Origin of the sequence: Methanofastidiosum sp. (assembly GCA_020854815.1) — an archaeon.
Classification (GTDB): domain Archaea; phylum Methanobacteriota_B; class Thermococci; order Methanofastidiosales; family Methanofastidiosaceae; genus Methanofastidiosum.
The window spans coordinates 37,795-60,413 of sequence record JAHKLW010000043.1 but is presented as its reverse complement, the minus strand read 5'-3'; the positions used below and the strand labels follow the sequence as shown (position 1 = coordinate 60,413).

Annotated in this window: 27 protein-coding genes and 1 tRNA gene; 19 read left to right on the top strand and 9 right to left on the bottom strand. The window is 33.8% G+C overall.

Annotated features, from left to right (window positions below; translation table 11 throughout):
- Positions 1-67: 67 nt before the first annotated feature.
- A complete protein-coding gene (locus KO464_05965) occupies positions 68-832 on the top strand; it encodes an ABC transporter ATP-binding protein (protein MCC7572916.1) in 765 nt (254 codons plus the stop codon).
- Positions 796-1,902: a SufD family Fe-S cluster assembly protein gene (locus KO464_05960; GenBank protein MCC7572915.1), complete on the top strand. Its 1,107-nt coding sequence runs from the start codon at positions 796-798 to the stop codon at positions 1,900-1,902. The genes KO464_05965 and KO464_05960 overlap by 37 nt, the downstream gene beginning before the upstream one ends.
- Before the next feature lie 4 nt (positions 1,903-1,906).
- On the opposite strand, the gene KO464_05955 is transcribed toward KO464_05960, so the two are convergent.
- Both KO464_05955 and KO464_05950 read right to left on the bottom strand, forming a co-directional pair.
- Positions 1,907-3,343, bottom strand: coding sequence for a TrkH family potassium uptake protein (locus KO464_05955; GenBank protein ID MCC7572914.1), 1,437 nt, complete (start codon positions 3,341-3,343; stop codon positions 1,907-1,909).
- 60 nt (positions 3,344-3,403) lie between these two features.
- Complete coding sequence (locus tag KO464_05950) at positions 3,404-4,837, bottom strand: TrkH family potassium uptake protein (protein MCC7572913.1); 1,434 nt, start codon at positions 4,835-4,837, stop codon at positions 3,404-3,406.
- 167 nt (positions 4,838-5,004) lie between these two features.
- Between KO464_05950 and KO464_05945 the strand changes: the two genes are divergently transcribed.
- Positions 5,005-5,391: a Rid family detoxifying hydrolase gene (locus KO464_05945; protein ID MCC7572912.1), complete on the top strand. Its 387-nt coding sequence runs from the start codon at positions 5,005-5,007 to the stop codon at positions 5,389-5,391.
- On the opposite strand, the gene trkA is transcribed toward KO464_05945, so the two are convergent.
- Together trkA and KO464_05935 are read right to left on the bottom strand one after the other, a co-directional pair.
- Complete coding sequence (gene trkA, locus KO464_05940; GenBank protein ID MCC7572911.1) at positions 5,392-6,720, bottom strand: Trk system potassium transporter TrkA; 1,329 nt, start codon at positions 6,718-6,720, stop codon at positions 5,392-5,394. It abuts the gene before it with no gap.
- Between the two features lie 56 nt (positions 6,721-6,776).
- Complete coding sequence (locus KO464_05935; protein MCC7572910.1) at positions 6,777-7,586, bottom strand: 4Fe-4S binding protein; 810 nt, start codon at positions 7,584-7,586, stop codon at positions 6,777-6,779.
- A gap of 162 nt (positions 7,587-7,748) precedes the next feature.
- Here KO464_05935 and KO464_05930 point away from each other — a divergent pair, with 162 nt between their 5' ends.
- Entirely contained in the window at positions 7,749-7,970 is a 222-nt protein-coding gene (locus KO464_05930; GenBank protein MCC7572909.1) for a hypothetical protein, read from the top strand.
- An 8-nt stretch (positions 7,971-7,978) separates the two neighbouring features.
- On the opposite strand, the gene KO464_05925 is transcribed toward KO464_05930, so the two are convergent.
- Positions 7,979-8,617 carry a TetR/AcrR family transcriptional regulator gene (locus KO464_05925; GenBank protein ID MCC7572908.1) on the bottom strand — a complete coding sequence of 213 codons (639 nt, stop codon included), beginning with the start codon at positions 8,615-8,617 and terminating at the stop codon, positions 7,979-7,981.
- A 150-nt stretch (positions 8,618-8,767) separates the two neighbouring features.
- On the opposite strand from KO464_05925, the gene KO464_05920 reads away from it, so the two are divergent.
- Together KO464_05920 and KO464_05915 are read left to right on the top strand one after the other, a co-directional pair.
- A complete protein-coding gene (locus KO464_05920) occupies positions 8,768-9,340 on the top strand; it encodes a DUF2179 domain-containing protein (GenBank protein ID MCC7572907.1) in 573 nt (190 codons plus the stop codon).
- A 32-nt stretch (positions 9,341-9,372) separates the two neighbouring features.
- Complete coding sequence (locus KO464_05915; protein ID MCC7572906.1) at positions 9,373-9,795, top strand: DNA-binding protein; 423 nt, start codon at positions 9,373-9,375, stop codon at positions 9,793-9,795.
- On the opposite strand, the gene KO464_05910 is transcribed toward KO464_05915, so the two are convergent.
- Both KO464_05910 and KO464_05905 read right to left on the bottom strand, forming a co-directional pair.
- On the bottom strand, positions 9,772-10,368 hold the full coding sequence (locus tag KO464_05910) for a class I SAM-dependent methyltransferase (protein MCC7572905.1): 597 nt from the start codon (positions 10,366-10,368) through the stop codon (positions 9,772-9,774). The two genes, KO464_05915 and KO464_05910, sit on opposite strands and share 24 nt — an antisense overlap.
- A gap of 115 nt (positions 10,369-10,483) precedes the next feature.
- The gene (locus KO464_05905; GenBank protein MCC7572904.1) at positions 10,484-11,422 is read right to left on the bottom strand and encodes a hypothetical protein; all 939 of its coding nucleotides are present in this window, start codon (positions 11,420-11,422) and stop codon (positions 10,484-10,486) included.
- A 73-nt stretch (positions 11,423-11,495) separates the two neighbouring features.
- On the opposite strand from KO464_05905, the gene KO464_05900 reads away from it, so the two are divergent.
- The 3 genes from KO464_05900 to truD are packed head-to-tail and all read left to right on the top strand — an operon-like array spanning position 11,496 to position 14,156.
- Positions 11,496-12,338: a hypothetical protein gene (locus KO464_05900; GenBank protein ID MCC7572903.1), complete on the top strand. Its 843-nt coding sequence runs from the start codon at positions 11,496-11,498 to the stop codon at positions 12,336-12,338.
- A 9-nt stretch (positions 12,339-12,347) separates the two neighbouring features.
- Positions 12,348-13,001: a hypothetical protein gene (locus KO464_05895; protein ID MCC7572902.1), complete on the top strand. Its 654-nt coding sequence runs from the start codon at positions 12,348-12,350 to the stop codon at positions 12,999-13,001.
- A gap of 9 nt (positions 13,002-13,010) precedes the next feature.
- A complete protein-coding gene (truD, locus tag KO464_05890; protein ID MCC7572901.1) occupies positions 13,011-14,156 on the top strand; it encodes a tRNA pseudouridine(13) synthase TruD in 1,146 nt (381 codons plus the stop codon).
- Here truD and KO464_05885 read toward each other — a convergent pair.
- Positions 14,137-14,631, bottom strand: a complete 495-nt coding sequence (locus KO464_05885) for a TIGR00270 family protein (protein ID MCC7572900.1) — start codon at positions 14,629-14,631, stop codon at positions 14,137-14,139. The two genes, truD and KO464_05885, sit on opposite strands and share 20 nt — an antisense overlap.
- A gap of 158 nt (positions 14,632-14,789) precedes the next feature.
- On the opposite strand from KO464_05885, the gene KO464_05880 reads away from it, so the two are divergent.
- The 3 genes from KO464_05880 to surE all read left to right on the top strand — a co-directional run bounded on the left by KO464_05880 (position 14,790) and on the right by surE (position 18,670).
- Positions 14,790-16,013, top strand: a complete 1,224-nt coding sequence (locus tag KO464_05880; protein ID MCC7572899.1) for a proteasome-activating nucleotidase — start codon at positions 14,790-14,792, stop codon at positions 16,011-16,013.
- A gap of 712 nt (positions 16,014-16,725) precedes the next feature.
- Positions 16,726-17,853 carry an ORC1-type DNA replication protein gene (locus tag KO464_05875; protein MCC7572898.1) on the top strand — a complete coding sequence of 376 codons (1,128 nt, stop codon included), beginning with the start codon at positions 16,726-16,728 and terminating at the stop codon, positions 17,851-17,853.
- Positions 17,854-17,887: 34 nt separating this feature from the next.
- Positions 17,888-18,670, top strand: coding sequence for a 5'/3'-nucleotidase SurE (gene surE, locus KO464_05870; protein ID MCC7572897.1), 783 nt, complete (start codon positions 17,888-17,890; stop codon positions 18,668-18,670).
- Here the strand turns inward: surE and mtxX are convergent.
- Positions 18,667-19,404, bottom strand: coding sequence for a methanogenesis marker protein Mmp4/MtxX (gene mtxX / locus KO464_05865; GenBank protein ID MCC7572896.1), 738 nt, complete (start codon positions 19,402-19,404; stop codon positions 18,667-18,669). The two genes, surE and mtxX, sit on opposite strands and share 4 nt — an antisense overlap.
- 139 nt (positions 19,405-19,543) lie before the next feature.
- Here mtxX and KO464_05860 point away from each other — a divergent pair, with 139 nt between their 5' ends.
- From KO464_05860 to KO464_05830, 7 genes are all read left to right on the top strand, one after another.
- Positions 19,544-19,738, top strand: a complete 195-nt coding sequence (locus tag KO464_05860; GenBank protein ID MCC7572895.1) for a 30S ribosomal protein S17e — start codon at positions 19,544-19,546, stop codon at positions 19,736-19,738.
- Between the two features lie 108 nt (positions 19,739-19,846).
- Complete coding sequence (locus KO464_05855) at positions 19,847-20,977, top strand: alanine--glyoxylate aminotransferase family protein (GenBank protein ID MCC7572894.1); 1,131 nt, start codon at positions 19,847-19,849, stop codon at positions 20,975-20,977.
- Between the two features lie 134 nt (positions 20,978-21,111).
- Positions 21,112-21,471, top strand: coding sequence for a 50S ribosomal protein L18e (locus KO464_05850; protein MCC7572893.1), 360 nt, complete (start codon positions 21,112-21,114; stop codon positions 21,469-21,471).
- Positions 21,472-21,475: 4 nt separating this feature from the next.
- Positions 21,476-21,901: a 50S ribosomal protein L13 gene (locus tag KO464_05845; GenBank protein ID MCC7572892.1), complete on the top strand. Its 426-nt coding sequence runs from the start codon at positions 21,476-21,478 to the stop codon at positions 21,899-21,901.
- Entirely contained in the window at positions 21,898-22,302 is a 405-nt protein-coding gene (locus tag KO464_05840) for a 30S ribosomal protein S9 (protein ID MCC7572891.1), read from the top strand. Before KO464_05845 ends, KO464_05840 begins: the two co-directional genes overlap by 4 nt.
- Positions 22,303-22,306: 4 nt before the next feature.
- Positions 22,307-22,501: a DNA-directed RNA polymerase subunit N gene (locus KO464_05835; protein MCC7572890.1), complete on the top strand. Its 195-nt coding sequence runs from the start codon at positions 22,307-22,309 to the stop codon at positions 22,499-22,501.
- Positions 22,502-22,536: 35 nt separating this feature from the next.
- Positions 22,537-22,614: transfer RNA gene (locus KO464_05830), tRNA-Pro, on the top strand.
- The last annotated feature ends 5 nt before the right edge of the window (positions 22,615-22,619 follow it).

Below are 22,619 nucleotides of genomic sequence, written 5' to 3'. Positions count from 1 at the left end.
CTTTTCCTTATTATTATTAATAGCAACAAATAAATAGCCTTTGCATATTTAACTTTCAGGGATAACTATGTTGAGAGTTGTAAATCTTGGAGCCGAGGTAGAAGGCAATCCTATCCTTGATCATGTGAATCTGTACATAAAGGAAGGTCAGACTTATGTTCTTTTTGGACCAAATGGCAATGGAAAGACATCTCTTTTAATGACCTTAATTGGAAATCCTGCATTTCAAATAACTTATGGCAGGGTCATGTTTAAAGGCCAGGATATTAATGACCTAACAACTGACCAGAGAGTTAAAATGGGCATGGGCATTAGTTTTCAGAACCCCCCCAAGGTAAGTGGCGTTAAGTTAATTGATATGTTACTTAACTGTGCAAAGCAGAGTGGTACAGACCAGAATAAGATCTATGAATATGCTCAAATGCTAAATATGGAAAAATTCTTGAATAGGAGTTTAAACGTTGGGTTTTCTGGAGGGGAAGTAAAGCGTTCTGAAATACTTCAACTATTGACTTTAAATCCAGACTTAGTATTATTTGACGAACCAGACAGTGGGGTCGATTTAGAAAACATCGCTTTGATTGGAAATGCAATGGGCGAACTACTCCACAGAAAAAAGAGTAAAGACGATAGGAAAAAATCTGGACTTATTATTACTCATCAGGGACATATTCTAGATTATGTTGATGCAGACTATGGGCTAATTCTTTACAAGGGCATGGTCGCATGCATGGGCGATCCTTATGATATGCTCGAAGAAATAAGTAAGAAAGGTTACGAGGGGTGTGTTGAAAAATGCCTGAAAGGATTCCAAAACTCGAGAAGGATGTAAAAGATAAGCTTGAAAAAGTCGGAATAGAAATGGATAAGGATAAGAGATCTGCAATATTTCTCCAAGTAGACCAAAATGTTGAAACATCTTCCAGTTTTGCGTCAGGCATAGAGATGATTGGAATCAAACAAGCTCTCGAAAAGTATGATTGGCTTCATGATTATTTCTGGAAAGTAGTTTCTAAAGATAAGGATGAATATACAAAAGAAGTTGACGTTGAAGATGTAAATGGATACTTTATCAGATCACTCCCGGGTACTAAGGTAGATTTTCCTGTTGAAGCTTGTCTATACCTAAAATCTCCCAAGAAACAGAAAGTCCATAATATAATTGTCGCTGAAGAAGGGTCCGAACTCAATATAATATCTGGGTGTGCCTCACACCCTGGACTTACAACAGGTATGCATCTTGGTATATCTGAATTTTATGTTAAAAAGAATGCAAAACTGTCCTTCACAATGATTCATAATTGGGAAAATAACATTGAAGTTAGACCAAGAAGTGCCGCTATAGTCGAAGATGGTGGAACTTACATAAGTAACTACATTATTATGAATCCCGTAAAGATAGTCCAAATGTATCCCACTGTACATCTAAATGGTGAGAATTCCACAGCAATAATGAGTAGTGTAATGGTGGCCATGGAAGATTCAATAATTGATACTGGAAGCCGTGTTATAATCAAAGGAAAAGGTTCCAGTGCCGAAATACTTTCTAGAGCTATCAGCAAGGGTGGCACTATTTACTCTAGGGGGGACATAATTGGAGAATCTCCTGATGCAAAGGGCCACCTAGAGTGCATGGGTATGATGTTATCCGAACAAGGGAGTATAATTGCAATTCCTGAATTAGAAGCAAAACATCCAAATGTGGACTTAAGTCATGAAGCAGCAATTGGAAAAATAGCTGAAGAAGAAATATTTTATTTAATGTCAAGAGGATTTACTCGCGATGAAGCAACAGCAGCTATTGTTCGAGGTTTCTTGGATATTGAAATCAAAGGATTGCCAATTGCTTTAAAGAAAAAAATTGATGAAGCAATAAATCTTGTTGAGAATGAATTAATTTAATTTTTCATTCTTTCCAAAAATCAGGTACAAAAAGAACCATTACTGTGAATATTTCAAGCCTTCCGACCCACATACAGAAGGTAAGTACTATTTTTATTAAATTAGGCAATAATGCGTATGTATATATAGGTCCGACAAGCCCTAGACCTGGGCCAACATTACCTAGAGTCGCAGCAACACTCGCTATGGCCGTTATTATATCAATTCCATATGCAGTGACAATTATCGTTGAAAGAATAAAAATTATCATATATCCTATAAAAAAGGCTATAATACCTTTAAGAACATCCTCGGGAATTGTATCCTCTCCAACTTTAATAGATAAAATTGCATTTGGATGGATAAATTGATAAATCTCTCTGTAAAAATATTTTAATATTATTAGGACTCTAATATTTTTAATTCCTCCACCTGTTGAAGCCGCACAGCCCCCAACGAACATCAGAACAATCAATAATACCCTTGAAAGAGCCGGATAAGCATCAAAATTATTTGTTGTAAATCCGGTAGTGGTCATTATACTAGTAGCTTGGAAAGAAGAGTACCTAAAAGCATCACTCAAATTATTAAAGACGCTGTATCTTAAATCTGCAGTCATTATAAGAATTGAAGATATTAGAATTAAAGTATAAAATAAAAATTCTTTGTTTTTGAAGTAATCTAGCTTTCCCCTTAATGCAGAATAATGAAGCATAAAGTTGGCACCAGATAAAAACATAAATATTACTATAACTCCTTCAATAAAAGGACTGTTATAATATGCAACGCTTGCATTCCTTGTTGAAAATCCTCCAGTTGCGAGAGTACAAAAAGTGTGACAAGAAGCATCAAAAAATCCCATACCTCCTGCAATTAAAAGAAGGATTTCTGCACCCGTAAAAATAAGATAGACCCCATATAATATCTTTGCAGTTTCTCTTATTTGTGGTTTCAATTTGTCAAGTTTTGGGCCTGGAGATTCTGCATTAAACATTTGCATTCCTCCAATAGAAAGTGCGGGGAGAATTGCCACTGCAAGAACAATGATCCCCATGCCTCCAATCCACTGTGTCATTGCCCTCCAAAAGAGAATTGATTTTGGTAATATGTCAATATTAACAATAACTGTTGCACCAGTTGTCGTGAAACCAGACATTGTTTCAAAGTATGCATCAAGGTATCCTAATGTTCCCGATAGATAAAAAGGAAGGGCTCCAAAGGCTGAAATTGCAGCCCATCCTAAGGATACAACACCTAAACCTTCAATTAGTCTTAGCCCTTCGCCTTTTTCTTTGATTTCACTTAAAACGTATCCAAATAAAAATGTTATCGCTATCGAAACAATAAATACGAGCAATTCTTCTTCTCCATAATAAAATGCCCATATTACGGGGAATATCATCGAAACAGCTATCATCATTAGTAATCTTCCTATAATCTTTAGAACAGTTCTAGTTCGCATCGATAGCCCTCATGAAATCGAAAATACCTTATCCCTATTTCTTTGATTAGCTTATTAAATTTACTCTCTCCAGTAACTTGGAACAAATAATACGAACAATGTAAATAACTCAAGCCTTCCCGCTAACATACAGAAGCACAGAACAAGTTTAGCAATTGGATGTAAAAAACTATATGTAGCCATCGGCCCAACAAGGCTAAATCCCGGCCCTACCCCCCCTAAAGTGGCAGCAACGGAAGAAATAGAAGTTAGAAAATCATTGCCAAAGCCAAGCATGATTAAACTACATAAGCCAAAAGTGACCATGTAGAAAAAATAAAATCCTCCTACGCCATGAAGAATATCTTCAGATATTATTTTACCATTAAATTTAATCTGGAAGATTGCATTGGGATGTATAATTTTATAGAGTTCTCTTAATCCTATTTTAATTAATAAAAGTACTCTTAAGACTTTCATAGCACCTGCCGTTCCACCGGCACACCCACCTATTAGCATTAGTATAATCAGTATCAATTTTGAGAGATCAGGCCATAAATTAAAATCCGTCGTTGCATACCCTGTAGTGCTAGATATACTTATTACATTAAATATGGCATGTCTAAAAGCCAATAAAATATTTTCATGTAGTTGGTAAGTAATGTCTAATGTTACGATGAGGATAGAAAAAGCCAAAATAGAGAAATATAAAATAAATTCATTATCTTTTAAGTAATTTATCTTTCCTTTTAACGCCGCATAGTGCAGAGAGAAACTTGTTGCACCAAGAAACATAAACAGAATTATTATCCCTTCAATTAATGAGCTATTATAAAATCCAATACTTGCATTCTTAGTTGAGAAGCCCCCAGTTGCAAGTGCTGCAAAAGAGTGGCAAGATGCATCAAAAAGAGTCATACCCGCAATTGTCAATAGAACAATTTGGATGCCTGTGAACAAAATATATATTCCATATATAATTTTTCCAACTTCTCTAACTTGAGGTTTTAATTTGTCTAATTTTGGTCCAGACGGTTCAGGTAAAAAAATCTGTCTGCCTCCAACTGAAAGGGCGGGTAGTATTATCAAAGCAAGAACAACTATTCCTATACCCCCTAACCAGTGGGTAAAAGATCTCCAAAATAAAATGCATTTTGGCAATATTTCTATATTGTTAATAACAGAAGCGCCTGTTGTTGTAAATCCAGATATTGCTTCAAAATATGCATCAATAAAACTTAATTCTCCCGAGAGATAAAATGGAAGAGCGCCAAAAATAGGAATTATTATCCAGCAAAAAGAAACGACTCCAAATCCTTCAATCAGTCTAATATCCTCCTCTTTGAAAATTAATTTTAAAGAAGAACCAGTTAATAATGTAATTAAAAAACAAATTAAAAATATGTAAGATTCAGCTTCGTGATAGTATATTCCCCACAGTAGGGGAATTATCATTGAGATTCCAACCATCTGGAGAAGTTGTCCTAGTATATGCAAAACTGGATTTAATCTCATTTAATCTAGTATATCTTAGTATTTATAGTATTTATAAAATTATTTAAAATAAGCCTAGGCCCTTCACGCTCAATATTATTTACTAATACTTTCATACTATTTTTCAATAGAATAATTTAATATAGTTATTCACATATTATTGATTAATTTAGGTCATGGTGTTTTATATGAAAAAAGTACTAAAAACTACCAATGCCCCATCTCCAGTTGGGCCATATTCGCAAGGGGTACTTGCAGGGGATTTTGTATTTGTTTCAGGCCAAATCCCGATTCAGAAATCCGGAGAACTTATTCTAGACAATATTGAAAAAGCAACAGAAGTTGTACTTGACAACATTGAAGCTATTCTAAAAGAAGAAAATCTTTCACTTGAAGATATTGTTAAATCAGAAGTATATCTTAAAGATATTGGAAATTTTGACAAATTTAATAAGATTTATGAGAAAAGACTTACCTCAACTATAAAACCAGCTAGAGTTACGGTAGAGGTATCAAAATTACCAAAAAACTCGGACATAGAAATATCCTGCATAGCATATAAAAATAAGAAATAATTAATATTGTCCAAATAATTCCTTTACCTTTTTAATTTTCTCTACTTTTGCAGATATTATGACTTTGTCGTCTATTTGAATAATATCGTCCCCTCTTGGTATGATGAGCTTATCACCCCTTACGATAATCAAGAATAGGATCTCTTCTGGAAGATTTATATCTCTTAAAGGTTTCCCAAGAATTTTGGCGCTGTTCGTAGGGGATAGTTCAATAATTTCAGCTTCACCAGTTGGAAGTATTATAAGTGATTTAAGGCCGCCCATTCTAATAAATCTCATAACGTGTTCGGCTGTAGATATTTTTGGGCTTAAGGCTATATCAACTCCCATATCCTCAAAGAATTTAATCAATTCAATATTTTCAACTCTTGCAATTGTTTTTGAAGCTCCCAAATATTTGCCTATCAAGCATGAAAATAAATTTAATTGGTCATATTTAGTTAATGAAATGAAAGCATCTACATCTCCAATTCCTTCATCTTTCAATAGGGAAAGATCCATTATGTCCCCCTTTATCACTAAAGTTTTCTGCAAGATTTTGGATATTTCTTCACATCTTTTTGCATCACTATCAATAAGTTTCACTGACATACTTCTTTCAAGCATTTTTGCAAGTTGAACGGCAGTATTACTTGCACCAACTATCATTACTTTTCTGATTCTTTGGCAGTCACTACATCTTTCTATAACTTTCTCAACTAGTTTTGGTTTACCCAAAATGAAAGTTTTGTCACCTTCTTCAAAAGTATAATCTCCTGTAGGTATTATCGTATCTTCATCTTTAAGAACGGCACCTATTATTGTTTCATCTGGAAATATTTTTTCTTTTAAGGCCCTACCTATGTATTTAGAGTCACTTTTGACTAAGAATTCTGCCATTGTTACTTTTCCTTCAGCTAAAGCCTGAATTGCAAGAGCACTTGGAAGTTCTAGAATTCTTTCAACATCATAAGCGATAATGGTACCTGGTGAGAAGGAATAGTCTACTCCGACTTTAGTCAGATCAATATCTTCTGTGAAATTATATTCGATTGCAATCTTTGCAACTGTTTTTCTAGCTCCAAGATTTTTTCCCGTTATGCATGATATTAAATTAACTTCAGAAGAATTAGTAACTGCTACCAAAAGATCAGCATCTTTTGCGCCAGCTTCAACAAGAACTTTAGGATTTGAGCCGTTGCCTTGTATAACAAGAGCGTCTATCTTTTTTGAAATTTCTTGACACCTTACAAGATCCTTTTCTATAACAACGACGCCAATACCTTCTTCAACAAGAAGCTTTGCAATATTGAAACCAGTAAGGCCACCACCTACGACTATTACATACATAATTAACGATATGTAGCTATTTTCTATATAAAGATTTAGTTTGACTTATTATGTTTTTAGGATAACTCTATAGTATCAGAGATATTACTAATAGAGTCTTCTAAAGAGTTTTTAGCAAGATAAATTGTAATAGCATTAAATTTGCACACATCGACGCATCGCCCACACCCTCTACAATTATCGTTTATTTGGGCCTTTGTATCGTGAACTTCTATGGCCTTGACAAAACAAACTTCAACACATTTTTTGCATCCTGTACATTTTTCAGATACGTGGATTTCAAGGTCTGATAGCTTTTTTACCTTAGAGCCGATTTCGTTAGAGAGATTCGGTAACATCATCCAAAGACAACAGCACTCACAACAGTTGCATATTGTAAGCAACTTCTCTGGAGGCTTAGCCTTTAACCATACGGAATCTAGCTTATTTCGACCAATTAAATGAACAAGTCCAGCTTCACGACATTTTTTTACGTATTCTTTTGCTTCATTTTTCGTTACCAGTTTTCCAAGTTTTGGGTCTATATTTAATGCAGCCTCACCAAGGAACAGACAACCAAAGTCTTGGGGGTAATGTTCACATTTCTTCGACTTTCTACATATACAGAAATTCATTATGACGTGATGCTTTGATCTATCTATATAATAATTTAAAATCTCAGAGGGAATTAAAATTGAGTCATCTTCATCGATTTTCTGATTGATCGTGATTACTTTATCTTTTGGGATATAGAAGAGTCTATCATTCTCAAAAAACATTTTATCCATTACGTTTCCAATCAAAGGTAACTTAGTAAATTTTGCAAAGAAGAATCTGAGTGGAAATAGTTTTGAAAGCATTCTGACTGAAAAGGGAATATTCTCCATATATATCATTTGTCAAACATTTGGTATTTTTAATTCATAGAATTAATCTAAATTTAAACCTATTGGAATCTATTCCAATAAGAAAATTTATTAAAGATAAAAAAGAATATTAATCATGTTTCTAAGACAAAAAGCAAAGAAAAGATTAATCTTGAAGATGATATGATCCATCCAATTGAAGATATCATAACAAAGAAAAAAGACATATCCAAATTTATATTTGGATTAGCAATAATACTCTTTGTAATTTCAATTATAGAGGTGGTCGTTGTTTTAATGGGATTTTTTGAAATTGGAATTATAAAAGGAGTTGTATCAATGTTGTCTCTTGTACAGTTTCTAGTTGCAGTTATATTAATCTCTATTGCATGGAAGAAGCGTTGAATTAAATACTAATCTACCAAAGCACTTTTTAACATCATTTCAGTGATTTCTTTCCAGGTTTTTCTTATTTCTGATATTTCTATCCCCATTTGTATTGCAGCCATGAGCCCATCTTGGAGAGATGCTATCCCCATAGATAGGGAGAATGTATCCAAGTTTTTTTTGATAACTCCTCTTTTTTTATAGTCTTCAAAGTAATCAGCCATTAATTTAATTGAATCTTTATAGTACTTTGTCATTTCTTTCTTCAGAGAAGGGTTACTGGTCATTAGCTCAGAGATAGCTAGATTAAAATCAAGAGGCGGGAATAATCTGTCTAAAAGATTAAGATTCTCAACTGATTGCGATTGCTCAATGTTAAACATAATATCAAAAAATTCATCCGTGGATATATTTTGAGGCTCCTTTAAATCTAGGAACGATACTAACTCTTTCTGAGTGTATTCAACGTAATATTTGATTACCTCTAAAAACAGTTCTTCCTTACTGTTAAAATACTGGTATATTGCTCCTTTACTGACACCAAGACCTTCGGCGATTTCTGCCATCTTAGTTTTGTGGTATCCTTTTTCAGAAAAGAACTTTACAGATTCTTTTACTATTCTGTTCTTAGCTTCTTCTCTGTAATCTGGAAATACTTTGGGCATGATATCAACAAGATTAATAAATTCTTGCTTAAAAATATTTCGACTTAGAAGAAATATTAATGACTTATAAGTAGCTTTTATGTATAGTATTTAGATTAGTAAGTAAATCCTTATAAACTAATTGAAAATGCTGTATTCAAAGGCGTTTAGATGGATATGATGTTCTGGCTATTACCCCTACTAATCTTTCTTGCAAGAGTGCTAGATGTTAGTCTTGGCACTATGAGAATCATATTTGTATCAAAGAATCTTAAGAAACTTGCACCTATTGTTGGGTTTTTTGAAGTATTTATCTGGATTAATGTTATTGGCCAAGTCATGCAGAATGTCAATAGCATAATACATTATTTGGCATACGCTGCTGGCTTTGCAGCGGGAAATTATGTTGGAATAGTAATAGAAGAGAGGCTTGCCGTTGGACATGTAATTGCAAGAATAATTACTAAAGAGAATACCGATAAGATCATTGATTTCTTAAGAAAAGAAAAATGTGGTGTCACAATTGTTGATGCATATGGCAAAAAAGGTGAAGTAAAGATATTATTTACTGTCATAAAAAGAAAGAAACTTGAGCCTATATACGAAGCTATCGATAAGTATGCGCCAAATTCCTTTGTTTCAATTGAAGATGTCAAATCCGTAAGCAAAGAAGAATTTGTAGGAATCCCCTTAAAGAAAAAGCGATTTATGGGAACCTTTAGATCTTTAAGAAAAGGCAAGTGAAGATTTTTATACTTCTAATTTTATTCAATAATATGGAATACAGGAAATTTGGCAACAAATATATAATTAGAATCGATAAAGGAGAAGAAGTAGTAGAAATCCTAAAGAAATTTTGTATCAAGAATAATATCAAACTAGGAACAATAACTGGACTTGGAGCTACAAACAAAGTTACAATTGGACTTTTTGAAGCCCAATCAAAAAAGTATTTTTCTAAAGAATTAGTTGGAAATCATGAAATTGCCCCACTTTATGGGAACATTACAACTATGAACGGAGAAGTCTATTTACACCTTCACGTAAATCTTGGAAATGAAGAGCATAAGTCATTTGCAGGACATTTAAATTCAGCATTTGTTAGCGCAACAGTTGAAGTTATAATTGACGCAATTGAAGGGGAAGTTGAAAGAAAGTTTAGTGATGAGATAGGTTTAAATCTTTTGAAGTTCATCTGATCCTTTCTTAGATATATAAGCAGAAAAATTCTCACCTATTGGAAAGCTATTACTTAGTTTGAAATTTGTTTTTTCTAATAAATCTTTTATTTCTGATGCATTGAGTTTATCTTCTAATGGTGGGCCTCTTTCAGTTTCTTTTTTCTGCCATTCGATTATACAGAGGGTTCCTCGGTTAGATAAAACTCTATTTGTTTCTTTTAGAAAGCTAAGTTTGTCATCAACTTCATGAAGGACATTTGACATTAAAGCAAATGTTCCAATATTAGATTCTAATGGAAATTTGTAAGATTCTGAAAGAATTGGTGTTATATTTTTTATCTTTTTTTCATATACCCTTCTTTCAAGTTCTTCTAACATTTCGCTAGAGGTATCAAGAGAAAATACTTTACCTTCATTCCCTATAATTATTGAAGCAGGTATAGAGAAATAACCTATCCCACATCCAATATCTATAATGATATCCTTAGTTTTTAGGCCAGCTTTAATTAGATTTTCTTCAGGAGGTAATATTTTTCTTCTTTCAGGGGAATCCAATCTATGCATTTCTTTTACATCGAATTTGTGGGCCATATTTAGTTGATTTTTATATAGAATTAAATAGATTTTTATTATCAATTATAAAAGAGCAATATAAAAATTCTCGTAAAATTGTAATCTAAATAATTTTAGTAAAACTATAAGTTGATTATTTTTCTCCTTTTTTATTCAAGATTTTTTGATAGATTTCATTTATTTCCTTTAACATATCTTCCATTTCTTTCTTGACTTGATCTGGCTTATTCACATTGAAATCAGGATGGTACATCATGTTTAGCACTTTCTTCCTCTTTTTAATATCTTCAATTGATGCATCGGGAGCGCATCCAAACTGTTTTAATAGCACTTCAAGAGAATCGCTATCTTTTTTGATTGGCTCTTCTCTCCGTTTTTCTTTTTTGGAGTCATAGTTCCATTTCTGGTAATCCCATCTTTTCTCTTCTCGTTTCTTTTTCTCTTTGATATCAAACTCTGATTTAACACTTTCAAAAAACTTGTTTTTGCCATAATCCTCATATGATAAAAGAATCTCAATACTACCCTTACCGCTATACTTTGGAGTAAATCTCAATATGCATCGCTTTTCCTTTTCCATTTCTATTTTTCCTATGTCGGCTGATTCAATTGTTTTAATATTTGGAGAAGATCTTACCTCTACCTTAACATTTAAAGCATCTTCATCTCCTAGGTTTTTTACCTTGATAGGTATCGATGCTATCTCTCCTTCTTTTATATCTTCAAGGAACTCTTCTCTTAAGAATAGTTTTGGCCTTGAATTCTTCTCTTTAAGTGTGTAAAGCGGCTTGGAAGTTATACCTTCTTCAAGACACCTCTTACAAACAAGTCTTGAATAATTCCAACATGAAGAGCATACTTTTTGTCCACAAACAGGGCATCTTCTTTTGTTTTTGGAAGATTTTATTACCTTTTCACATATAGAACATTTTTCAATAAGATTTGGCGTTATATTTGGGTAATCCTTCTTTGTAGGCATCTTTATTTTAATTCTACAGTTTGAGCAAAGTAGATATTTTTCATCACCTTTGAAGAGTATTGTGGCCCTACAGTTGGGGCAAAGTATCTTCATAATGCTATCTTGATAGGTAATTTTAAATATTTTTAGGAATAAATAGTAGATAGGAACTTATTGGTGAGAAAATATGGCAAAAAATAATGATACAAAAGCCAAAAATCAAAAAAAAGATTCAAAGAAAAAATCAGTAGGTTGGAAATGGCCCATAATTTTCGTCCTATTAGTGGCACTTCTATTTGCCGGGGTATTTTATGACGTTTATAGATTGGGAAATGATAATACTCTATTCCTTTTCATAGACGAAGAGAAAGGTAATCCTGGAACGCTAGAAGTTTCTTCTGTCATTATTTTCTCTAATTTGAGGCCAAATGGAAGCAGTGTGGATATAGATCCATTATCAACAAATCCTGCTCTAAGTTCTTTGGGGATAAACATTAACAACTCTTTGATAAAAGCATCTGATATACGAACTGGGGTGAGCCACGCAAAGCAAATTTCAAAAGGGCAATCTGAAATTGATATTACAAGGGTAGTTGTTATAGATTCTGATACGTTAAAGGAATTAGTCGATGTAGTTGGATATGTTCCTATTGATTTTACTCAACAGATTACGATATTGGGGCAGCAGAAGGATATCACTGCAAAAGGTAATGTTACTGGAATAATGGCTAAACAGATTGTCCAGGGGAAAGCCTTCCCAATAGTTGATCCGACAGCTATCAAAGATGTTCCCGAAACAAGTCTTTGGAGAGTTAAGAGCAAGATAATAGGGGAAATATCCTTAAATATGCTCAATTTGGCCGAATATGATAAACAAACAAGAAGAGATATATCTTATAAAATACTAGAACTATATAGAGAAGATAAAATAAAAGTATATAATAAAAACATGACACTCATCCTAATAGACATTCTACCAGAAAGCTTTGGTAGAATCATTATGGATTTTGCCGTGGATATAATAAGTTAAGGAGGATTTATGCAGAAAGAAGTATTTGTAGTCGCAACATTTATTTTGGCAGTAGGGCTTGTAATATCGGTATACAATATAAGCCTTCTGAACAATCAAAATACCGTACTTAGTCAGAGAGTAAACACTCTAAATCAAGAGATAACAAAGCTTCAGGGGCAGCAGACAATTCTTGAGAATAAACTTCTTGTCCTTGAAACAGAAAAATCACAGTATGATTCAGTTGTCAGAAATTATACTTTCCAGATTCAGGATCTATTAAAGAAAAATGAAGTGTTACAGCTTCAACTTCAATCTTGGGACATACCTGTAGTGTGGGTAGCAACTGAAGTACAATGGACATCTTCAACTTTTCATCCGAGTGAAAATGTAACAGTATCTTTTAGTCTTACAAATACATCTAATGAAAATGCTCAGAATATTAGAATTTCATTACCTGAGTCGTATATGAGGGGATTCCAAGTAGTGAGAGTATCGGATGCAAGGGTAAGACTGATCAGCAATGAGATTACAATTGATTCAATGATCCCTAGGGAAAATTTAAGATTTGATGTAATTCTTAGGACACAGACACCTGGTTTATATGGTGGACCTTTGAGGATCCGGTGGACCGGAATAGGGGATTTCTTTACTTTAACCGAATTAAGTACTCGCGTGACATAGAGCGATTTCATGGAAATAAAAAAATATCCCGAAGATTTTCAAGTAGAGGAAGTCATAAATCTCACAAGAGGCAAATATCTTGTTTTCAAGGTAAAAAAAATAAATAGAGACACGCTTGATGTCATTCATGAAATAGCGAGAAAGACAGGAATACCTTTTAGTAAATTTGGGTACGCAGGACTCAAAGATAGGCATGCAGTAACTATCCAGAGTTTTTCTATTGAAAGAATCTATGAAGATATTCTAAAGAGTATAGAATTAAAAGACGCAGAATTATTCGATTTTTCAAAAGGGCAGAAGATTGATATCGGTGATCTAGTAGGAAACAAATTTAACATTCTTGTGAGGAACATTCCAAATAATTCTGATGAAAAAATACAATTCAATATACAGAAAATAGAAGGACAATCTGGATTTCCAAACCTTTTTGGGGGGCAGCGATTTGGGGGCAACGAGGAAGTTGGGAGACTTATATTGAAAGGCCAATTCAAAGAGGCAGTTGAAACTTTGTTATTAAAGGATAATCTTAGTGGAGAGGCAGCTGATTTAATTAAAGACGGAAAGTATGCAGAAGCACTTGAATTATATCCAAAATTAAGAAATGAAAAACAAATCTTGGAATATTTGTCAAAAGCACCAGATTACGCCAAAGTTTTTATTGTTTTACCTCCCTCAGTTTCTTCTCTTTTTGTTCATGCTTATCAGGCAAAAATATTCAATCAAGTTGTTCTCGAAAGAATAAAAGAAGTTCCACTAAATGAAGTTGAGGTGGGTGATCTTGTATCAATGCAAAAACAGGGCAACTACTATAGGACACAGGTAAATAAATCCAATCTTGTGCGGGTAAAAGAAGGTATAAAAAAAGGAGAAATAAATGTTATAGCACCTTTAATTGGTTACAGCTCTTTGATTCCTAAGTCTCTTCTGGGAAAGTTGTCAATGGAATTAATAGGAAGTGAAGGAATATCGAAAGAAAGTTTTCGTGTAAAAGAAGCACCATTTTTAGCATCTAACGGTGCGTATAGGAATATCTTGGGAGGATACAAAGATCTTTCTTTCAGCATTGAAGAAGAAGGAGCAAGATTCAAATTCTTTCTCTATAAAGGCGAATATGCGACAGTTTTCATTAGATGCCTCACTTCTTCTTTATCTTGATTATATCGCCTATTGTTGTTTCCTTTAAATTTTGTTTATATTTGGATATTTCAATGCCTTCATCTGATTTATCTTTGAGTTTAATATTCAGTACTCTTTCAAGTTTCTGGATAAGTTCATTAGAAAGCGCGAAACCTTCTGTTTCAATATGATGGATTATAGATTCTTTTTCATTCATTTTCCTAGCAAGATCTTTCTGAGACCATCCCTTGGCTTCTCGAGCATCCTTTATAACTAGATGGTAGTCATCTACTAGACTATATTCTTCTCTCGTTTTCACTGGCCCGCCACTAAATTTTGGTCTTGATGGTAGCACTAATCCATCTGAACTCGCAGGGCCTTTGCCAAATTTTGACCAACTCTGGCGGTCTGTTCCAAATCTCGAACATTTATCACAAACCTTTACACTGGCACCTTCAACTCTTACATTGAAGATTTTTCCTTGTATGGTCTTTCCACATATTTCGCATATCATCTTATCAACAGTTGTTCAAATTAAATGTTTATAAGGGTTTTGAACTTTGAATTATTCTTAAAAATGATAATCATCATTGTAAGATTTTTTTTAAATATTTCTCATAATAATGATACTCAATGTAGAAACATTTATAAAGATGTGAAATCTAATACATCATGTTTGGGGTGCTAATAGTGGACAGTAGTATTAAGTATAGGACAAAAAGACTTGACGAAGAAGATGTTTATGAAAATGATGCCCAGTATAATGATAAGATACTAGAAAGATTAAAAATTCTTGAAATACAAAATCGAAGCTTTATAACTGAGAAAATTAGATTAGAAAAAGAAAATGAGAACCTCAAAAAAGAGTTGGACAGATTAAATGCACCCCCGCTGATAACAGGAGTTATAGTTGAGGCAATAGATCCATCCAAAATCATCATTAAGAGTTCAAGTGGACCAAAATTTGTTGTTGGTGCTTGTTCTAATGTTAATATTAATGATCTCATTCCTGGTGCACTAGTGGCGTGTAATCAAAGAAATCTTTCTATAATGGAAGTTCTACCATCAACAAAAGATCCAGAAGTATGTGGAATGGAAGTTTTGGATAAAACATGTGTAACCTATTCTCATATTGGTGGATTAACTGATCAAATAAATAAGATAAAAGAAACTGTGGAATTACCTCTAAAGAAACCGGAACTTTTCGATAAAGTCGGTATAGAGCCACCACACGGAGTTTTGTTACACGGACCACCTGGAAACGGTAAAACGTTAATTGTCAAGGCAGTTGCAAATGAAACTGATTCCACATTCATAAGAGTTGTTGGCTCTGAGTTTGTTAGAAAATATATAGGGGAAGGAGCTCGGATGGTAAGGGAAGTTTTCAATCTATCAAGGGAAAAAGCTCCTTCAATTCTATTTATTGATGAGATAGACGCTATAGGGGCAAGGCGTGTTGATACTGGTATAAGCGGAGATCGAGAAGTTGCAAGGACAATGATGCAACTTCTAGCTGAGCTTGACGGTTTTGATCCAAGGGGGCATGTTAAAATTATTGGTGCTACGAACAGAGTGGATATGTTAGATCCTGCACTCTTACGGCCTGGCAGATTTGACAGATTGATTGAAATACCGCCACCCACAAAAGAGGCTTGCCTTGACATATTTAAGATTCATTCTAGGAATATGAACATTAAGAATCTTGATTACTCCGAAATTATTGATCTAGTAAATGGACTTTCAGGTGCAGAGATTAGGTCACTGTGCACTGAAGCAGGAATGGCCGCAATCAGGGAAGATAGAGATTACGTCACTCCCGAAGACTTTAAATGCTCAGTATCAAGAATTACATCACCGGAATATCAAAATAATTCGTTAATTGGTATGTATGGATGAGGAAACCGACAGCGTCTGACTGATGATGAGAGATGGGCGGTCTGACATATTTTTTATTTTATATTCTTTTTTGCAGTAAACTTTATTTACTATCAATCCTAGTATAATGGGGATTCTTTGAAAGGAGAAGAAATAGCAGATTTGATATTTGGATATACTATATTTGTTCTTAGCTTGGCAGCAGTATTTTTTTGCTATTATGTTGAGAACTTTATATGAATCCGATATCAAATAATAAAGTACTATCTAAAAAAGAAGAATATCTGTAGAGAAGACATTAATAACATTCCACATACTATAATCGTCATAACAACTAACATAAGTTTCTTTCTTTCTTCAGATCTCATATGATTAATTATTCTATTTGGGATTATATATCTTTCTATTGGTTATTCTAGAATATATTATTTCTTAAAATTTAATAATAAGGATATTAATTACTATTTAAATGATTTGAGGGAACAATGGAACTTTAAATTAATAAAAAATCAAATATCTCACTAAGGCTTAGTTTATATTGCCGCCGGTGATATACTAATTGGTGATTATATGCAGGAATACAAAAACTCAAAAAAAGTTCCTTTTCCTTTATTAATCGAAAAGGCAATAGAACATGCGAACTCTGAAAGAAATGATAAGAACTTTGTCTTATCAAACATATTCATGGAAGTAGCTAAAGTATAAAAACTTAAAATAATTTTTTTATTTAGTTATGTCAAGCAAAATAAAGGATATTTTGATGTGGGATGAATCGCTTTTCAGAAATCCCGAAGTCTTTGATCTTAGTTACATACCGGAGGTTTTCAAACATAGGGACAATGAACTTGAAGCAATCTCTCACAACGTAAAACCTTTAATAAAAGGAGATTTTCCAACAAATACTATCGTTTTAGGGCCAACAGGCACAGGAAAGACCACTTCAATCAAATTACTCTTTAAAGAAATAACTGAAGTTTCAAATAATGTTGTTCCAGTCTACATAAATTGTCAATTTCATTACCGAGAATTCTCAATAATGTCTCAGATTTTCAGAGGACTTTTTGGATATCCCCCCGTAGAAACCGGAAAACCATTAACGACTCTTTATGAATATACAATGGGAGAACTACAGAAAAAAAATAAAACATTACTAGTAGCATTGGACGATGTGGATTTTTTATTTCATGTTAATATTGCAGAAAATATTCTTTATAAAATTCTAAGGGCGCATGAGATATATCCTGGAGTTAAAACAGGAATTATCGGTATTATAACAGACAATGCGTTTTCATTTAAAGTTTCAGAAAAAATTAGGACTGTGTTCATGCCAAATGAAGTTCACTTTAAATCTTATTCTCAAGATACAATACATGATATTCTTGAATACCGTTCTGAAATTGGACTTTATCCTGGAGTGATGGGAGCGGAAGTCTTAGACAAAATTGCAGAAATAACTTTTGAGAAAGGCGACTTAAGACTTGGGATAAGAGGAATAAAGGACGCTGCAATGTTGGCAGAACTCGATGGACGAAAAAAAATAATTATCGATGATGTTGAAAAAGCAATAGAACGTATCAGCTCTTCTCTGCATGTCAAAAATGTCTTCGATGGACTATCAAAAACAGACAAAAAAGTCCTGAAAGTTTTAGCTGAAAACTCTGGTAAATTCACAAAAGCAAGTGATTTCTTCCATATCTTAGAAGAAGAGATGTCATACGAACTCTTTAGAAAGGCAACATCAAAACTTGAAAATCTTAAGATAGTCGACATTCAAAGGGCTCAGTCAAGAGGGCGTGGAAAGCAAAATCTTATCCACCTAAGAGTTCCTAAAGAAGCAATACTAGAAATAATTAAGGAATAACCTTTAAAAGTATCTTACTGCCTCTTTAGTGCAAATGAGAATACTAGTAACTAATGATGACGGGTATGGAAGAGAAGGAATAAAGAGACTCACAGAGGTTGCTGAGTCTTTAGGCGAAGTTGTTGTCATAGCTCCAAAAGAAAATTGTAGTGGAATCGGCCATAGTTATTCTATATTTAAAAAAATTGAAGTTGAGAGTCTTTATTTACCAGATAAACAAAGAACAGATTATCTCGTTTCTGGAACTCCTGTCGACTGTGTAGCTCTTGCTATAAGACATTTCATGAGAGAAAAAATTGATCTGATACTTTCAGGGATAAATCATGGAGAGAACATATCCTATGATATATATTACTCTGGAACAGTTTCTGCTGCCAGAGAAGGAATAATAAATGGAATACCTTCGCTAGCTATTTCTTCATCAGATTATTATAACCCAATGTTTGACACTGCAACAAAATTCTTGGAAATACTTTTTGATTCTTGGAATTTTAAGAAATTGCCTACTGACACGCTTCTAAACATAAACGTACCTTCTGTTCCATTTAATGAACTAAAAGGAGTTGAAGTGACGAGACTTGGGAGAAGAGTTTACTATGATGAGCCATTTGAAACAAACAAAAAGGAAGGCAAGATGTATTTTAAAGTCTTTGGTAAACCCCCTGGAGGATTTGTTGAAGAAGGTACAGATTATTCAGCAATAAAGCAGAACAAGGTATCATTAACTCCAATCCATCTTGACGCAACAAACCATAATGAACTGGTATCTTGGAAGAATGTAGTTAATTTAGAAAAAATAATTGATTTTTTTGATTAATAATTTTTAATAGCATTTGCAAGAGCGATTGATGAAATATACTCTTCTTTGGGGCCAGCTCTTGAAGTATCAACAATGACTGTGCCTTTAATAGCTAGAGGATAATAGAGTGCTCCATGGGAAGTGCCTCCGCCAAGATGAATTAAAGTCCTGTAAATTAAATTGCCTGATATTCCATCCGGCGCAAGTATAAAATTCGAATATTTTATTGCATTTTCAATTAAAATTTCAGAATGTTTTACGCCATACTTCTCTGCCAAAGCTTCTGCTTCAAGTATCGTATTATCAACCCTTTCAGATCTTCCTATATCTTTTTTTCGTCCACCAGAAAGGACTGATATTTTTGGCTCAATTTTGAATCTTTTTAACAAATCCTTAGCATATTCAACTAGCATTTCTTTTTCTTTTAGGTTTTCACCCTCATCAACGCCAAGAGGCGCAAAAAAGAAATATTTTTTGTCATAGGTTCCTAAAAGGCCAATTCTATAAATCTTATCAATTTTAAAACTATTTTTTACTTCTTTTATGAAATCTGAACTTTGAAGCGTACCTCGGACAATAGCGTCTATTTCGCCTTTTTGTAGGGAAGCGATGATCTTGGCAGATGTATTGAAAATTTTTACATTACAAAAATCGATACTGTTTACCGCATCTTGAACTTTTTCTGGGTCATCATAAGCTCCTATTCCAATTGTAAGATTTGGATCAATTCGACTCTTAATAATGTCAAGCATGGATTTATTTCGATAGTTAATCTTTAAATAATTTCTGCAATAATACAGACAATAAGGCCTAAAATTGAAAAAAATCAATAATCTGACGATAATTTTAAAAAGCCCACTATACCATTTCTTTTAAAATGGAGGTGTAATGTTGGGAAGAATCAGACCATCATTTATAAAAAGAATTTCAAGACAGTTAGTTGAAAAACACAGAGGCGAACTTACAAAAGATTTTGAAGAGAACAAATTAGTAATTAAAGACTTACTCGATGTACCTACACATAAACTTTTGAATAGAATCGCAGGTTACACAACAAGACTAATGACACACAAAGAAATAATGTAATTTTGTTTTAATCTTCTTGAGATTTATTCTATTCTAACACTTTTAATTTACAGTTAGATAAGATAATCTTATATATGTTTATTTTTGTTAAAACAGTGTCGTGGTTATATGAATGAGGATTTTTTACTAATGATACCTGGTCCGATACCAGTTCACCCTAGGGTATTTAGGGCCATGTCAATGAAAATCATGCCCCATAGAAGCGATGAATTTAACAAGCTCTTTATGGAGCAATCCGAAAGAATGAAAAAAATCTTTAAAACTAAAAATGATGTTTTTATAATTGCCGGTTCTGGTACAGCTGCAATGGACGCTGCAATAGCTAACATTGTTCAACCAGGAGACAAGGTCTTATGTATTACATCAGGTAAGTTTGGAGAGCGATTTAGAGACATTGTCAAGGCTTACAAGGGAGCTGTAATTGAATTAAAATATGACTGGGGAATGCCTATAAAGACAGAAGATGTTAAAAAAGCATTAGAAAAAGACCCGGCCATCAAGGCAGTAACAATGGTACACAATGAAACCTCCACAGGAGTTAGAAACCCAGTAGCAGACATTGGAAAGATTGTAAAGGGTAGTAATGCTCTATTAGTTGTAGATACTATTTCATCACTTGGTGGAGACAATATTGAAGTTGATAATTGGGGAGTTGATCTATGTGCATCGGGTAGCCAGAAGTGTATCGGACTCCCCCCAGGGATGTCATTTATCTCCGTTAGCCAGAAGGCTTGGGATATAATTGAAAAAACTGACGAAACATGCTACTATCTTAACCTGAAGAAATATAAAAATAACAAATACAAGGCTCCATACACTCAACCTGTATCGATGGCTTACGGATTAAAAGAAGCATTGGATATAATAGATGAATGCGGATTTGACAACTGGATCAAAAAACATGAAAAAATGGCTAAGGCAACAAGAGAAGCTGCAAAATCCATAGGCCTTAAATTATTTCCCCAGGAAGAAAAGACATGTTCAAACACAGTCACATCTATTAAAGTTCCAGAAGGAATTGATGGACAAGAACTCGTTAAAACAATGAGAGAAAAGTACGGCGTGATAATAGCTGGTGGACAAGACCATCTTAAAGGGAAGATAATTAGAATTGGACACATGGGAAGTGTTTCGGAAAAGGAAATAATAGTTACTATGGCCTGTCTTCAAATGGCTTTAAAAGATCTTGGATACGATACTGAACTTCCTTCTATTCTAAATCCAATCTGGAAAAGATAAATAATAATTTATTTTTCTTCTTTTTCAAAATATTTCCTCTATTTAAAAATTCATCGAAACGTTTAAATAGGGTATTAAAATATCAATGTTAATCTCAGGCGAGCGAAAGCGCAAGAGTTTGAGAGGTGAAACTAATGAAAAAATTGAATAAAACAAATCCAAATATATTAAGTCTTATAGATTTTTTTATAGACAAAGGATATTCTGAAAAAACTCCCTTGTGGATTGACCTTTCTAAGAGGTTCAAAAGGCCTACAAGGCATTTACCCCAAGTGAATTTATCAAAAATCAATAGATATTCACAAGATGGAGACACAGTAGTTGTTCCCGGAAAAGTATTGGGCAGTGGAGAACTAGATCATAAAGTTACAATTTCTGCATTCAAGTTTTCTAAATCCGCCATGGAAAAGATAAACAAAAATGGAAGAGCAATAACTCTTTATGACCTTTACAAAGAGAATCCGAGAGGTAGCGGTGTAAGGATAATGGAGTGATCTCATGATAATCGATGGAAAAGATCAGATTCTGGGCAGAATGGCATCAGTTGCTGCTAAAAAACTTTTAGAAGGGGAAGAAATTTATATAGTCAATGCTGAAGAAGTTATAATTACGGGGAATAGGGATTATTTCTTTGACCTTTACAAGAAAAGAGCACAATTCAAAGATATCGCAAATCCTTTGAGAGGTTCATTTTTCCCAAAAAGATCTGACAGAATAGTCAGAAGGGCAGTAAGGGGAATGTTACCTTGGAAAAAAGACAAAGGAAGACAGGCATACAAGAAACTAAAGGTATATGTTGGTATACCTGAAGATTTAACTGGAAAAGAATTCGTTAGATTCAACGAAGCTGATGTTTCAAAATTAAGAACTAAGAAATATTTTAGAGTAAAAGAAATATCATCCTTCCTTGGGGGGCGTGTATGAAAATTATTCAATCAGTAGGTAAAAGAAAAAAAGCTGTTGCAAGGGCAACTGTAAAAGAAGGGAAGGGGAGAGTCAGAATTAATAGCAAACCGCTTCCCATAGTTGAACCTGAATTGGTAAGAATCAAAATGTTTGAACCAATTCTCCTTGCAGGAGATACAGCAAATACAGTTGATATTGACATTGATGTCCGAGGTGGAGGAATTATGGGGCAAGCTGATGCATGCAGAATAGCAATCGCAAGAGGTCTTGTCGAATTCACTCAGGATAACTCTTTGAAAGAAGCTTATCTAGGATACGACAGAATCCTATTAAGGGGAGATTCAAGGAGAACTGAAGAGCACAAGCCAAGTAAGTCTTCTAAAGGACCAAGAGCAAGAAGACAGAAATCTTACAGGTGATCTTTTGATTATCCCTGTAAGATGCTTTACCTGTGGAAAAGTGATTGGACATCTTTATGAGCCTTATCTAGCTAGAGTAAGCAAAGGGGAAAAAACAGAAAAAATATTGGACGACATGGGACTAACCAGATATTGCTGCAGAAGAATGCTTCTTACCCATGTTGATCTTATAGATGAACTGCTCGACTATAAAATATAATTTTATATTTTAATAGTTTATAGTCGATTTCACATGGGGCCGTGGGGTAGCTTGGACTAGCCTCTCACCTTGGGGTGGTGGAAACTCGGGTTCAAATCCCGACGGCCCCACCATAGGA